This window comes from Ensifer oleiphilus, from assembly GCF_013371465.1.
Classification (GTDB): domain Bacteria; phylum Pseudomonadota; class Alphaproteobacteria; order Rhizobiales; family Rhizobiaceae; genus Ensifer; species Ensifer oleiphilus.
Window position 1 is genome coordinate 1,027,701 of record NZ_JABWDU010000003.1, and the last position, 13,228, is coordinate 1,040,928.

Sequence of the window (13,228 nt, forward strand, 5' to 3'; positions counted from 1 at the left end):
CTCCCATGACCGTTTCTCTCGAAGGCTTCCTCGGAAGCTTCACGACCAAGGCTGCCCGCAAACCGGAACAGGTGTTCGCCCGTTTCAACGGCGAGCCGATCACCTTTGCCGCCCTTGACGCGATGTCCTCGGCGCTTGCCGCCGAGCTTCGCCAACGCGGCCTGAAATCCGGCGATCGTGCCGCTGTCATGATGCGCAATTCGCGCCTGTCGCTTGCCGTCCTCTTCGGTCTTGCCAAGGCGGGCGTCGTCTGGGTGCCGGTCAACGCCCAGCAGCGCGGCGAAGGCCTGCGCTACATTCTGGAGCATTGCGAGCCGGGCGTCATCATCTGCGACGCGGAGCTTGCCGATACGATCGGCGAAAGCGGTGCCGTGTTGCCAACGGCCGGGCTCATTCTCGCGGGCGAACAGACCGGTGCGGCTTCTCTCGAGACAATCCTGTCGTCGGGCGCCGCCTTCGGCGAGGAGCCGCCTGCCGCCGACGATCTGTTTGCGATCATGTATACCTCCGGCACCACCGGTCGGCCGAAGGGCGTGCTGGTGACCCACGGCATGATCCGGCTCGCCGGCGAAGCGGTGCGGACGCTTTCGGTCGCCGGCCCCGGCGATGTCTTCTTCGTCTGGGAGCCGCTCTATCATATCGGCGGTGCGCAGCTGATCGTGCTGCCGATCATCGAGGACCTGTCGCTTGCCATGGTCGACAAGTTCAGTGCCAGCCGCTTCTGGGATCAGGTGCGCAGATACGGCGCAACCCACATCCACTATCTCGGCGGCATCCTGCAGATCCTTTTGAAGCAGCCCGAAAGCGAGCGGGATCACGACCATCCAGTGCGGATCGCTTGGGGCGGTGGCTGCCCGAAGGAGGTCTGGCCCCTGTTCAAGGAACGCTTCGGCGTCGAGATGCGCGAGTGCTACGGCATGACCGAAGCCTCCAGCATCACCACCTGCAACGCCACCGGTGTCGTCGGTGCCGTCGGGCAACCGATGCCCTGGTTCTCGGTCGATATCCTCGATGAAAAGGGCGAGCCGGTGCCGACAGGCGACAAGGGCGAGATCGTCGTGCGCACGTCGCTTGAGGGCGCCCTGTTCAAGGGCTACCTTCGCAATCCGGAAGCGACCGAAAAGGCCCTGCGCAACGGTGCGCTGCACACCGGCGATTCCGGTTCCTTCGATGCCGACGGCAATCTCTGGTTCCATGGGCGGCTGACCGACAGCGTCCGCTGCAAGGGCGAGAACGTTTCCGCCTGGGAGGTAGAGCACGTTGCCGCCGCCTATCCAGCGGTTGAGGATTGCGCCATGATCGGCGTCGCCGCCGATGTCGGCGAGCAGGATATCAAGCTCTTCGTCAAACCGAAGCCGGGTAGCGCCATCGATCCGATCGACCTGTCGGGATGGCTCGCCCATCGGCTCGCGCCCTACCAGAACCCACGCTACATCGCCGTCGTCGACGAGTTCGAGCGCACGCCCAGCCAGCGCATCATGAAGCATCGGCTGCCTGCTGCCCTCGACGATTGCTGGGATCGACTGGCACGGCAGTAAGGGCTGCGGTGTTTTACGCCGACACAACGAATGAAGGAAAGCGACGCGATGGATCACTCAGGCGAAATCGTGCTGGTCGGCTGCGGCAACATGGGCTTTGCCCTGCTCGAAGGCTGGGTTGATAGGGCCGGTATTCCTGCGGCCGGCATTCATGTGGTCGAGCCTGGGGAACCTCTTCGCCAACGTGCAGTCGCTCGTGGCGCAACGGTTTATGACGATGCGGCCGGCTTGCCGGCTGCCTTGCGTCCGCACGCCGTCATTATCGCCGTAAAACCGCAGATCGTCGGCTCGATGCTTGGCGCATACCACCGGTTCACGGACGCCGCGGTGTTTGTCAGCATCGCCGCCGGCGTGCCGATCTCGACCTTCGAGACAACGCTTGGCGAAGCTGCGATCGTTCGCGCCATGCCCAACATGCCGGCATCGATCGGCAAGGGGGTGATTGCTGCCTTTGCAAACGCGCATACCGACGACGGTCAGTTGGCGTATGTAACCGACCTTCTAGGGGCCGTCGGCAGCGTTCACTGGTTGACGGAGGAAAGGCTCGTCGATGCGGCAACGGCGATATCCGGCTCTGGGCCGGCCTATCTCTTCCATTTCATCGAGTGTCTGGCAGATGCGGGCGTTGCCGTTGGTCTGTCGGCGGAGACTGCTCTCGCCTTGGCAAAGCAGACCGTTGGTGGCGCTGCCGCTCTCGCCAGCACCAGCGCCTTTTCGCCGGCAGAGCTGCGCCAGCAGGTAACCAGCCCGAACGGCACGACGGCTGCCGCCCTTGAGGTCCTCATGACCGAGCCGGGACTGGCCGATCTGGTGAAACGGGCCGCTGAAGCGGCGCATCGCCGGGCGCTGGAACTTGCAATACCTACCTGATCGCCAGCCGAAGATGCACCCGTGTCAGGGCGTGGTAAACGACGCGTCGCGCACGCCGGGAAGATGAAACGTCTGTTGGAAATAGGAGCGCAGCGCCTGCATCGGCGGCGTGAAGTCCGCGCCGCGCCGCCAGGCAAGGCCGACATCCATGGCAGGCACGGGATCGCGCACGTTGATCGTCTCGATGCGCCTGCCCTCGAGCGACCAGGGGCGGTGGACCATGTCGGACAGGATGGCGACGCCCTGGCCGTTGGCGACCAGCGAGCGCACCGCCTCTACCGACGAAGTCCGAAGAATGACGCGCGGCTGATAGGTCGAAGTGCTCCAGTATTTCAGCGACGAGTGGGCGGCTTCGTCGACCGTCAGCATGATGTAGGGTTCCTCGGCGATCTCGCGAAAGCCGACGCTGTCGCGCTGCAGCAGCGGATGCTGGGCGGGCACCCAGAGCCGCCGCGTCGAACTCATCAGCTTTTCTGTCGTCAGTGCCGGATTGAGGATATTCGAGGTCAGGAGCACCGCCATGTCGTAGCGGTTGGTGAGCAGTCCCTCTTCAATCGATTCCCGCTTCAGTTCGAACAGCTGCAGTTCCAGTTTTGGAAACAGACGCCGCAGCCGTTCGATGTGCTGCGGCAAGAAATAGCCGATGACGGTATAGGTGGCGGCGATCGCCAGCGTACCCTCGACGGCGCTGCTGACGACGTTGAGATGCGTCGCCTCGTCCACCTTCTTCAGGATCTCGTAGGCGTGCGAGAGGAACTCCCGCCCCGCCATCGTCAGGTCCATGCCGCTCGGCGTGCGCAAAAACAGGTTGGCGCCGACGATGCGCTCCAGCTCTTTGATAGCCGTGGTCACTGCGGATTGGGAGATCGAAAGATCGATCGCCGCCTGCGATATCTGGCCAAGCTCGGCGGTTGCTACGAAATAGCGAAGCTGGCGAAGGCTGATCGACATGGCGCATTTCCCATCTGATTATTTGATACGATGGCTTCGAAAATCAGAAAGCCTGCCGCGCCTTTGAGCAGCCAGCTGGCCATTCCTCAGGCATTCCTCCGCAAGTCATTCTAAAGACGCTAATTTTCAAGCGGGGTTTTTGCAACTGCGAATTCTGAAAATCAGATTCAAGCCATATGAAAATAGAATTTTTCAAATGCCGTGTTTCACCCTAGCGTTTCTCCAGAGGTCAGGGTTGCCGGGAGAGCAATCTCCAGGAGAGCGACCTGCAACAGAGGGATGAGGCATTGCTCGACGTCGTCGATATCAATTGCGACATGGGAGAAGCGTTCGGTCGCTGGCGCATCGGCGATACGGACGATGCGACGCTGATGCCGCTGATCAGCTCCGCCAACATCGCTGCCGGTTTCCATGCCGGCGATCCCAACCTGATGGATGAGACTGTTCGGCTTGCCGCCGAACATGGCGTCGGCATCGGCGCCCATCCCGGCTATCGCGACCTGCAGGGTTTCGGCCGCCGCAGGATTGCGGGCACTGCCCGCGAACTCGTCAACGACATGGTCTACCAGGTCGGTGCGATCCGCGAATTCGCCCGCCGTCACGGCGCGCCCCTGCAGCATGTGAAGCCGCACGGCGCGCTCTACATGGAGATGGCGGTCAATCGCGAGCTTTCGCAGATCTTCATGCAATACATGCGCACGGTCGCGCCGAATGCCTTCGTCTTCTGCATGGCCGGATCGGCGACGGAGCTTGCAGCCCAGGAAGTCGGCCAGCCCGTCATTCGCGAGTTCTACGCCGACCGCGATTATGACGACAGCGGCTCGATCGTCTTTACTCGCGATGCCGGTCGGCCGGATGCCGCGGCAATCGCCCGCAAGGTCGTCCGCGCCTGCCGGGAAGGCCGGGTGCGCACTGTCACTGGCGCCGACGTCGATGTGCCGTTCGAATCCATCTGCTTTCATTCCGATACGCTGGGCGCGCTCGATATCGTGCGCCTCATGCGGGAGGCGCTGAGTGCCGAGGGCATTCGCATCGCTCCCGTCTCTCAGGTCAAAACCAGATAACATAGCGGAGGCAACCATGAGCAAGCACGAAATCCGATCGCCCCTTCCAGGAACCTTCTATCGCTCGCCTGCTCCGGATGTCCCGCCCTTCAAGACGGATGGTGACGCGGTCTCTTCCAGCGACGCCATCGGCCTGATCGAAGTCATGAAGACTTTTCAGGAGATCCAGGCCGGCGTGGCCGGCGGCAACATCCGCTTTCTCGTCGACAATGAAGAGCCTGTCATGGCCGGCCAGGTGATCGCCGAGGTCGAGCAATGAAACTGCGCTCGGTTCTCGTTGCCAATCGCGGCGAAATCGCCGTCCGCATCATCCGCGCCGCCAAGGCGCTCGGTATCCGTACGGTCCAGGTCTATAGCGCCGCCGACGCCGACATGCTGGCCGTCAAGCTCGCCGACGAGGCGATCGAGATCGGGCCGCCGGCGCCAAAAAAATCCTATCTCAACATCGAAGCGGTGATTGCGGCAGCCAAGCGCGCCAATGTCGATGCGGTTCATCCCGGCTACGGTTTCCTGTCGGAAAATGGCGACTTCGCCGATGCGGTGGTTGCCGCCGGCCTCATCTTCATCGGTCCGTCCGGCGACGCCATTCGGCTGCTGGGTGACAAGGTCGCCGCCCGCACCGTTGCCGAAAAGGCCGGCGTGCCGACGGTTCCGGGCAGCGACGGCCGGATTTCCAGCCTGACGGAAGCGCTTGCCGTAACAGAGCGCACCGGCTTTCCCGTGATGATCAAGGCGGCAGCCGGCGGCGGTGGCCGCGGTATCCGTATCGCCAACGATCCGGCCGAACTCGAAACGCAGTTTCCGCAGGCGTCCGCCGAAGCGCTGGCATCCTTTGGAGATGGCGGCCTCTATCTGGAAAAGGTCATCACCCGCGCCCGCCACGTCGAGGTGCAGATCCTCGGCGACGGTATGGATGTCGTGCATTGCTATGAGCGCGAATGCTCGCTGCAGCGGCGCCGGCAGAAAGTCTGGGAAGAAGCACCGTCCTTCCTGGTCCCGCCCGAGGTGAGGCAGAAGCTCTGCGACAGCGCCGTCGCGCTGGCGCGTTCCGTCGGTTACCGTGGGGCAGGTACGGTCGAATATCTCTACGACGACGAGACCCGCGAATTCTACTTCATCGAGGTCAACACCCGCATCCAGGTGGAGCATCCGGTGACCGAGATGATCACCGGCATCGATCTGGTCGAGGAGATGTTCCGTATCGCCGCCGGCGCTTCGCTCTCGGTTGTCCAGTCCGACATAGCCGTCAAGGGCCATGCCATCGAGTGCCGGATCAATGCCGAGGACCCGAGGCGCGGCTTTATGCCGGCGCCGGGCAGGATCGAAAGGCTCGACGTGCCGGAAGGCGAGGGCATTCGCTTCGACACGATGCTCTACGAGGGGTACGTCATCCCGCCGTTCTACGATTCATTGCTCGGCAAGCTGATCGTCTGGGGAGAGGATCGCACCGCGTGCCTGGCGCGTCTTTCACAGGCGCTGTCGCAACTGAAGATCAAGGGCGTGCCGACGACGATCCCGTTGCATCGAGCCTTGGCTGCAGATGCGCAGATCGCCAAGGGCGCCTTTCATACCCGCTTTCTCGAGACATGGCTTGAAACTGAATTCGCCGCCGATGGCGGCCGTGCCGCGGAGGTCGCGTGATGCCGACACGATATACGTTCGGAGGCGACGAGCATCTGTTCGTCGAATGCAGCGACGAGATGTCGTTGGAAGCCTTCTTCAAGAGCCTCTCCATGGCCAACGGCGTCAAGGAGAGCGGCATCAAGGGCATCACCGAGATCTGCCCGGCCAATGCGTCGTTCCAGATCAAGTTCGACCCGGATCAGATCAAGCCCGATGACGTGCTGAGGGAAGTGCGCGCCATCGAGGGCGCTGCCGAACGGGCCGAGCCCGTCATCCGCACCCGCATCGTCGAAATTCCGGTCTTCTATAACGACCCCTGGACGCACGAGACACTGATGCGTTTTCGCGAGCGCCATCAGGAACCGTCGGGAACCGACCTCGACTATGCCGCGCGCATCAACGGCTACGGCGACGTCGACGATTTCGTCGCCGCTCATTCGGGCTCGCCCTGGTTCGTGTCGATGGTCGGCTTCGTTGCCGGCCTGCCGTTCATGTACCAGATGGTCGAAAGGCAACGGCAGATCCAGGTGCCGAAATATCTGCGCCCGCGCACGGATACACCGCGGCTGACCGTCGGCCATGGTGGTTGCTTCGGCTGCATCTATTCGGTGCGCGGTGCCGGTGGCTATCAGATGTTCGGCATCACGCCGATGCCGATCTTCGACCCGACCCAGACCACCAGCTATCTCCGCGAGTTCATGGTGTTCTTTCGGCCGGGCGACATCGTCAAGTTCAAGCCGATCGATCGCGATGCCTACGACCAGGCGGTCGAAGATGTCGACAAGGGGCGGTTCAGCCCGCCGGTTCGCGAGGTCAGCTTCGATCTGCGCGAGTTCCAGAAGGATATCACTGGCTACAACACCCGGCTGGAGGGCATGATCAATGACCATTAAGGTGCTGCATCACGGTCTTGCGACCACCGTCCAGGACCTCGGCCGTCCGGGTTATTTTCATCTTGGCATTCCGCTTGGGGGCGCGATGGATCGCTATGCGATGCGTGCCGCCAATCTGCTCGTCGGCAACGACGAGGGTGCGGCGGGCCTCGAGGCGGTGTTTCTCGGGCCCAAGCTCGAATTCACCGAAGACACGCTGGTTGCGGTGACCGGAGCGGACATGCCGGCAAAGGTCGACGGGGTCGAGCAGCCCGGGTGGACGGCCTTCCCCGTTCGCGCCGGACAGACGCTGACCTTCGATTTCCTCAAATCCGGCGCCCGCATCTACATTGCCGTTGCGGGCAGCATCGACGTGCCGCTGGCGCTTGGCAGCCGCTCGACCTATCCGATCGGCGCGCTCGGCGGCTACAAGGGCCGGCCGCTTGCCGCCGGCGACGAACTGCCGATTGGCGCAGCCAACGGGTCCGGTGAAGCCCGTTCGGTGGCTGAGCAATTGCGGCGCCTGCCTGCGGCACTCGTGGCATTGCGCGTCCTGCCCGGTCTCTACTGGGATCGGCTCTCCGACGAGGCCAAGCAGAGCTTCTTTGCCGACGAATGGAAGGTGGCGCCGGAAGCAGACCGCATGGGCTACCGTTTCCGCGGTGGTCGCAAGCTTTCCTTCGTCGAGCGCGAGCAGCCGTTCGGCGCCGGCTCCGACCCGTCCAACATCGTCGACAGCTGCTACCCCTACGGCTCCATCCAGGTTCCCGGTGGAACCGAGCCGATCATCCTGCATCGCGACGCGGTGTCCGGCGGCGGCTACTTCATGCTTGGAACCGTGATCTCCGCCGACATGGATCTGATCGGCCAGATGCAGCCGCATACGCCGACGCGCTTCATCGAGGTGACGATGGATGAGGCACTGGCGGCGCGGGCTGAGGAAAACGACCGGCTGGAAGCGCTGCGCGCGTCGCTGCGCTGAGCGGAAACGGAGGAGACGGAGGGCAGGATGGAGCGTGGGCATCGAAAGGGAAAATCGGTAGCCGCGCTCAACAACGCCACCGAAGGCGCTCGCCTATTCGACGACGCGGGTCAGATACGCCGCGGTGACGCTCGGACCCGGAATGATCGCGACGATTTTCATCTGCGCGATCGTCCGGTTCATCGAGGCGTCGATGTGGTTCTCCAGCATCGCTGCCGCCGCCGCGGTCGCACCACGCGTCATCAATTCCACGATCAGCCGGATTTCCGCGATCACCGCGGGATCGCCCGGAAGGCCGAGCTGCCGCAGCAGCCGTTCCGTCGCGGTGACCGGAAGCAAGTTGTTGCGGATCAGTTCGCGCAGCCGCTCGTTCGGCATGGCCAGCACGCAGCACTCGGTAAACTGCGCGCGGATGTCCTCGAGGCTCTGCCAGGCGTCGGCCGATTGCGCGCTGTCGAGTTCGCTGAGCCGGCTAAACAAGACAGCAAGCCGATCCCTGTCGATATGGCTGGCGCCGAGGGCAAGCGCCTGCGGCTCGAGCAGACGGCGCAGCATGAAATGGTCCTTGACGGTCTGGGCCGTCAGCGGGCCGGCGATCCAGTGCGAGCTTTGGTTCTTGCGCACCAGCCCGCGTTCGCGCAGCCGTGTCAGCACGTCGCGCACGACGGTGCGGCTGACGCTGAAGTGGTTGGCGAGTTCGTTTTCGATGATGCGGTACTGGCCGAAGATGACGCAGCCGGCGACGTCGTTCTCGATCTCGGTGTAGATGCGTTCCCAGGACGAGCGGCTTTGCAGTGCCTCGTCGGCATGCTGCGGGATGGTGAGCCCGAGCGACTTGATGTCGGTGCGGTTGGGTTCGATCGCCCGACCGGGCGGTCCGACCAGATAGCCGCGCCCCTTGAAGCGGTGGACCAGGCCGTCGCTTTCCAATTGCAGCAGCGCGCGCTGAACCGGCGCCCGCGAGATCTGCAGTATCTCGGCGATCGGCCCTTCAAGCAGAACAAGACCGGCCGGCAGGATGCCGTCGGCGATATTGCTGCGCAGAACGTCCTCGGCAATTTCGTAGCGGCGCTGGGTATTCTGGCCGAGGCGTGGCTCGCTCATGCGATCGGGCGTCTTCCGTTTGGCTGGCAATTTTATCCTCTTTCTTTACGCCACTTGCCGGGGAATGTGACAGCTGAAAATAAATGCATTTTGCATACGAGATGGCAAATTAAATGTGCGATTGCCTGTCATGCATCGCCAAGAGCAGCGTGATACGTGACGACGGATCCGGCAAAGGTGGGTGCCGTTGGAGCCCTGCAAGTTGCTTCTATATGGTGCGCTGGAGCGTGTAGGAACTGCAGATTGCACGGTATATATGATTGTCCGGCGCATTTTCCGGCCGAGGCCGGCGTCTGCGATGGCGTGTCGGGATGATGGCGCATTTCACGTCGAGATAAAAGACGAATAAAAGTCTATTGCATACAAAAATCATTCATGTCATTGTTCGTGACATGCAAGCGCTCAGAAGAAGCGTGCAGGTGGAACTTATTTTTTGAACCGCAAAGGACCTTCCTTCCCGACGCGCATGTGACCATGCGCGACAGCAATCGCATGTCCGTTCGGATGTCTCGTTGGCTCCGGCGATGGCGAAGCTTTGGGTGGTGAGCGTCTCGGCGGCAAACTGGCAGGAAACCAATGTCGACGGTCCTTCAGCTCAAGAGCATCACCAAAGCCTACGGCGACATGCGCGCGCTCAACGGCATCGATCTCGCCTTGCCCGGCGATGCCTATATCTCGCTTCTCGGGCCGAGCGGATCCGGCAAGACGACGCTCCTAAGAGTCATTGCCGGTTTCGAGCATCCGGATGCAGGCGCGATCCTGTTTGACGGCAAGCGCATCGACACCGTGGCGCCGCACCAGCGCGGCATCGGCTTCGTCTTCCAGAACTTTGCGCTCTTTCCACATCTGTCCGTCGCGCAGAACATCGCCTTCGGCCTGGAAAACAGGGATGTCGATCCTGTCACCGACCGACGCATCGTCGACGCCAGGGTGCGCGATATCATCAGCCTCGTCGGACTGTCCGGCCTCGAGGGCAGGGCGGTTACCCAGATCTCAGGCGGCCAGCGCCAGCGCGTCGCGCTCGCGCGCACGCTGGTCACCGAGCCGCGCATGGTGCTTCTCGACGAGCCGCTCGGCGCGCTCGACGCCAATCTGCGCGCCCGCATGCGGGCGGAGTTGAGGGCGATCCGCGAGCGCTGCGGCGTCACCTTCCTGCATGTCACCGGCAGCGAGGCCGAGGCTCTCGGCATGGGTGACACGGTCCTGGTGCTCGAAAGCGGCCGCATCGCCCAGTCGGCCGATTCCGATACCGTCTACAACAGGCCCGCGTCTCCGGCCGTTGCCCGCTTTCTCAACTGCTACAACCTTTTTGCAGGACGCATCGAAGGCGGCGCTTTCGTCGGCGGTGTCGGGCGATTTGCACTTGGCGCGTCAGCGCCGACGCGGGCGGCATCGCCTGCCTATGCGATCCGCTACGATCGGGTTTCGGTCCGCCCGCGCGACACTGCCATTGCCGAGGACGAGATCCGGATCGAGGCCAATTTCGTCGCAAGCGAATATTCCGGTGCCGCGGTCAATTCCTTCTTTGCGCTCGATGACGGCAAGGTTTTCGAAGTCGAGAGCCACCTCAGCCATGCCGCGCCCGAAACCTATGCCGAACAGGGCCGCTACGCGCTCGTTTGGAAGCGCGAGGACGCCCTTGTCTATGCCTGAACCCGTTTTCGCAAAACCCGGCGCTTGTGCGCCGCACCGTTCCCGCCCGGAGAATGAGAGATGAGCATGATGGCCGTTGCGGAGCAGACGGAAACAGAACCCGTCGTCGAGAAGAAGTCACCGGGCAAGGCGCTTTGGCTGCTGGCACCCGGTGTCATCTGGATGAGCCTCTTCCTCGTCCTGCCCATGCTGATGATGGTCTATGTGTCCTTCTGGACGCAGACGACCTTCACCATCGAGCCGACGCTGACGCTGAAGAGCTGGGTCACCTTCTTCACCAGCGACACCTATCTCGGTGCGCTGTGGACCACGGTGCGCATCTGGTTGATCGTGCTCGTCGCCACAGTGGTGGTCGGCTATCCCGCCGCCCTTTTCGTCGGGCTGTTCGTGAAGAACAAGGCACTGCAGACGGTGCTCCTGGTTCTGTGCGTTATCCCCTTCTGGACCTCGTTCCTGATCCGCGTTCTCGCCTGGCGCCCGATGCTCGGCAAGGAGGGCGCGATCAACATGATCCTGATGAACCTCGGGATCACCGACGCACCGATCGAGGTGCTGCTGTTTTCCGAACTGTCGGTGATCATCGGCATGACCCAGATCTACTGCGTGTTCATGGTCGGGCCGATCGCCTTCATGCTCGGCCGCATCGACACGTCGATCATCGAGGCCGCCCAGGATTTGGGTGCCGGCTTCTGGCGGATCTTCCGCACGATCATCCTGCCGCTGTCGATGCCGGGCGTGGTTGTCGGTGCGATCTTCGTCTCGGTCATGGTCCTCGGTGAATTCGCGACCTCGGCCGCCCTGTCGGGCCGCAAGGTCAACCTGCTCGGAAACATCATCGTCACCCAGGTCGGTTCGCTGAAATGGGCCTTCGCGGCGGTCGCCGGCGTCGTGCTTACCATCCTGATGGGCGCGGTTGTGGCCGCACTGCTCAGGATCGTCGATCTCAGGAAGGAGCTCTGATCATGAATGCCAGCGGCATCAAAACCGGCCTTGGCGCCTATACCGCGCTCTTCCTCGTCTTCCTCTACGGCCCGCTCGTCGTGCTCGCCATCCTGTCCTTCCAGACGGGACCGGAGGGCGGCCCGCAGTTCCCGATCATCGAATGGTCAACCTATTGGTACAAGCACCTCTTCGGCCTGACGCCGCCGTCGCGCATCGCGCCGCTGCCGATCGAGCAGGCTCTGGTTCGCTCGCTCGGGCTCGCGGTGATGACCATGATCGTCTCGACGGTGCTGGGCGTCACGGCAGCGCAAGCCTTCCGCCGCAAGTTCCGCGGCTCGGGCGTGGTCTTCTACCTCATCGTTCTCGGCATGATGGTGCCGGGCGTGCTCGTCGGTCTCGGCATGGCGCTCGTTGCCAACACGCTCGGCATCGATCGCCACTGGTGGAGCACCGCCTTCGTTCTCCACGTGGTCTATACGTTCCCCTTCGCCTTCCTGGTGATGCTGGCGATCTTCAACCGGTTCGACCCGAGCATGGAGGAAGCGTCCTGGTCGCTCGGCGTCACGCCGGCGCGCACCTTCCGCAAGGTGACGTTCCCATTGATCTTCCCCGGCGTTCTCTCCGCCATGCTCTTCGCCTTCACGCTCTCCTATGACGAGTTTTCGCGCACGCTCTTCGCCTCCGGCCGCGACCTGACTTTGCCGCTGGCGATCTACGGCACCTTCTCCGTCGAAGTGCATCCGAACGTCTTTGCCTTTGGCGTGCTGACGACGCTGTTCTCCTTCGCTCTGCTCGGCACCTATGCGGCGCTGATGATGCTGTCGGTGCGCCGCGCCAAGCGTATCGCGATCCAGGAGGAGGCGTGATGGCTGGGTCTCCCCCACTCGGCGCAGCGATCGTCACCGGCGCCGGCTCCGGCATCGGCCGGGCCATCGCTCTGCGGCTGGCGGCCGACGGCTATGCCGTCGTCGTCAATGATCTCTCGGCTGAAAGCTCGGAAGCGGTTGCAGGCGAGATCGCGGCCGCCGGCGGTGTGGCGACGGCGATATCAGGCGACGTGTCCAGCGAAGCCGATGTCACGGCGACGGTGGAGAAGGCGGCACAGTTGCACGGCCCCGTGGCACTGCTGGTCAACAATGCCGGCATCGCCCATCAGGCGCTGTTCGAAAATCTCGAGGTTGCCGATTTCGACCGGATGTTCGCGGTGCATGTGCGTGGCACCTTCCTGATGACCAAGGCGGTGCTGCCGGCAATGCTCACCCGCGGCGAAGGCGTGATCGTCAACATGGCCTCGCAACTCGGTCAGATCGGCGGCGTCGAGCTCGTGCACTACTCGTCCGCGAAGGCCGCGATCATCGGCATGACCAAGGCGCTGGCGCGCGAGGTGTCCAGCCGCGGCGTTCGGGTCAATGCGGTCGCCCCGGGCCCGATAAATACGCCGCTGGTGATGGGGCTTTCTAAGGATTGGCGAGACGCCAAGAAGGCGCAGCTGCCGCTCGGCCGCTTCGGCGAGCCGGACGAAATCGCCGCGACCGTTTCGTTTCTGGCGTCTCCCTCGGCAAGCCTGTTCGTCGGCCAGACGCTCGGGCCGAATTCCGGCGACGTGATGCTCTGACAGGAAAGATGAAC

General features: G+C 63.1%; 13 protein-coding genes. 11 read left to right on the forward strand and 2 right to left on the reverse strand.

The window, feature by feature from the left end; genetic code table 11:
* Positions 1 to 5: 5 nt before the first annotated feature.
* Positions 6 to 1,538 carry an AMP-binding protein gene (locus HT585_RS17280; protein ID WP_176354068.1) on the forward strand — a complete coding sequence of 511 codons (1,533 nt, stop codon included), beginning with the start codon at positions 6 to 8 and terminating at the stop codon, positions 1,536 to 1,538.
* Positions 1,539 to 1,586: 48 nt separating this feature from the next.
* A complete protein-coding gene (proC, locus tag HT585_RS17285) occupies positions 1,587 to 2,408 on the forward strand; it encodes a pyrroline-5-carboxylate reductase (RefSeq protein ID WP_176354069.1) in 822 nt (273 codons plus the stop codon).
* Positions 2,409 to 2,432: 24 nt separating this feature from the next.
* Here the strand turns inward: proC and HT585_RS17290 are convergent, their stop codons facing one another.
* Positions 2,433 to 3,359, reverse strand: a complete 927-nt coding sequence (locus tag HT585_RS17290) for a LysR family transcriptional regulator (protein ID WP_176354070.1) — start codon at positions 3,357 to 3,359, stop codon at positions 2,433 to 2,435.
* A 287-nt stretch (positions 3,360 to 3,646) separates the two neighbouring features.
* Between HT585_RS17290 and HT585_RS17295 the strand changes: the two genes are divergently transcribed.
* Genes HT585_RS17295 through HT585_RS17315 form a run of 5 tightly spaced genes read left to right on the forward strand, consistent with a single transcriptional unit; the run spans position 3,647 to position 7,900 of the window.
* Positions 3,647 to 4,423 (forward strand): 5-oxoprolinase subunit PxpA, encoded by a 777-nt coding sequence (locus HT585_RS17295; RefSeq protein WP_176354071.1) that lies wholly within the window; start codon positions 3,647 to 3,649, stop codon positions 4,421 to 4,423.
* Positions 4,424 to 4,439: 16 nt separating this feature from the next.
* Positions 4,440 to 4,682: an acetyl-CoA carboxylase gene (locus HT585_RS17300; RefSeq protein WP_176354072.1), complete on the forward strand. Its 243-nt coding sequence runs from the start codon at positions 4,440 to 4,442 to the stop codon at positions 4,680 to 4,682.
* The gene (locus tag HT585_RS17305; RefSeq protein WP_176354073.1) at positions 4,679 to 6,064 is read left to right on the forward strand and encodes an acetyl-CoA carboxylase biotin carboxylase subunit; all 1,386 of its coding nucleotides are present in this window, start codon (positions 4,679 to 4,681) and stop codon (positions 6,062 to 6,064) included. Before HT585_RS17300 ends, HT585_RS17305 begins: the two co-directional genes overlap by 4 nt.
* Positions 6,064 to 6,939: a 5-oxoprolinase subunit B family protein gene (locus tag HT585_RS17310; protein ID WP_176354074.1), complete on the forward strand. Its 876-nt coding sequence runs from the start codon at positions 6,064 to 6,066 to the stop codon at positions 6,937 to 6,939. The genes HT585_RS17305 and HT585_RS17310 overlap by 1 nt, the downstream gene beginning before the upstream one ends.
* A complete protein-coding gene (locus HT585_RS17315) occupies positions 6,929 to 7,900 on the forward strand; it encodes a 5-oxoprolinase subunit C family protein (protein ID WP_176354075.1) in 972 nt (323 codons plus the stop codon). The genes HT585_RS17310 and HT585_RS17315 overlap by 11 nt, the downstream gene beginning before the upstream one ends.
* 93 nt (positions 7,901 to 7,993) lie before the next feature.
* On the opposite strand, the gene HT585_RS17320 is transcribed toward HT585_RS17315, so the two are convergent.
* A complete protein-coding gene (locus HT585_RS17320; RefSeq protein ID WP_176354076.1) occupies positions 7,994 to 9,004 on the reverse strand; it encodes a GntR family transcriptional regulator in 1,011 nt (336 codons plus the stop codon).
* 576 nt (positions 9,005 to 9,580) lie between these two features.
* On the opposite strand from HT585_RS17320, the gene HT585_RS17325 reads away from it, so the two are divergent.
* The 4 genes from HT585_RS17325 (at position 9,581) to HT585_RS17340 (ending at position 13,214) form a co-directional block, all read left to right on the forward strand.
* The gene (locus tag HT585_RS17325; protein WP_176354077.1) at positions 9,581 to 10,657 is read left to right on the forward strand and encodes an ABC transporter ATP-binding protein; all 1,077 of its coding nucleotides are present in this window, start codon (positions 9,581 to 9,583) and stop codon (positions 10,655 to 10,657) included.
* A 69-nt stretch (positions 10,658 to 10,726) separates the two neighbouring features.
* Positions 10,727 to 11,617, forward strand: coding sequence for an ABC transporter permease (locus tag HT585_RS17330; protein WP_425513763.1), 891 nt, complete (start codon positions 10,727 to 10,729; stop codon positions 11,615 to 11,617).
* Positions 11,618 to 11,619: 2 nt separating this feature from the next.
* Positions 11,620 to 12,465, forward strand: a complete 846-nt coding sequence (locus tag HT585_RS17335) for an ABC transporter permease (protein ID WP_077501675.1) — start codon at positions 11,620 to 11,622, stop codon at positions 12,463 to 12,465.
* Positions 12,465 to 13,214: an SDR family NAD(P)-dependent oxidoreductase gene (locus HT585_RS17340; RefSeq protein WP_176354079.1), complete on the forward strand. Its 750-nt coding sequence runs from the start codon at positions 12,465 to 12,467 to the stop codon at positions 13,212 to 13,214. The genes HT585_RS17335 and HT585_RS17340 overlap by 1 nt, the downstream gene beginning before the upstream one ends.
* Positions 13,215 to 13,228 lie beyond the last annotated feature (14 nt).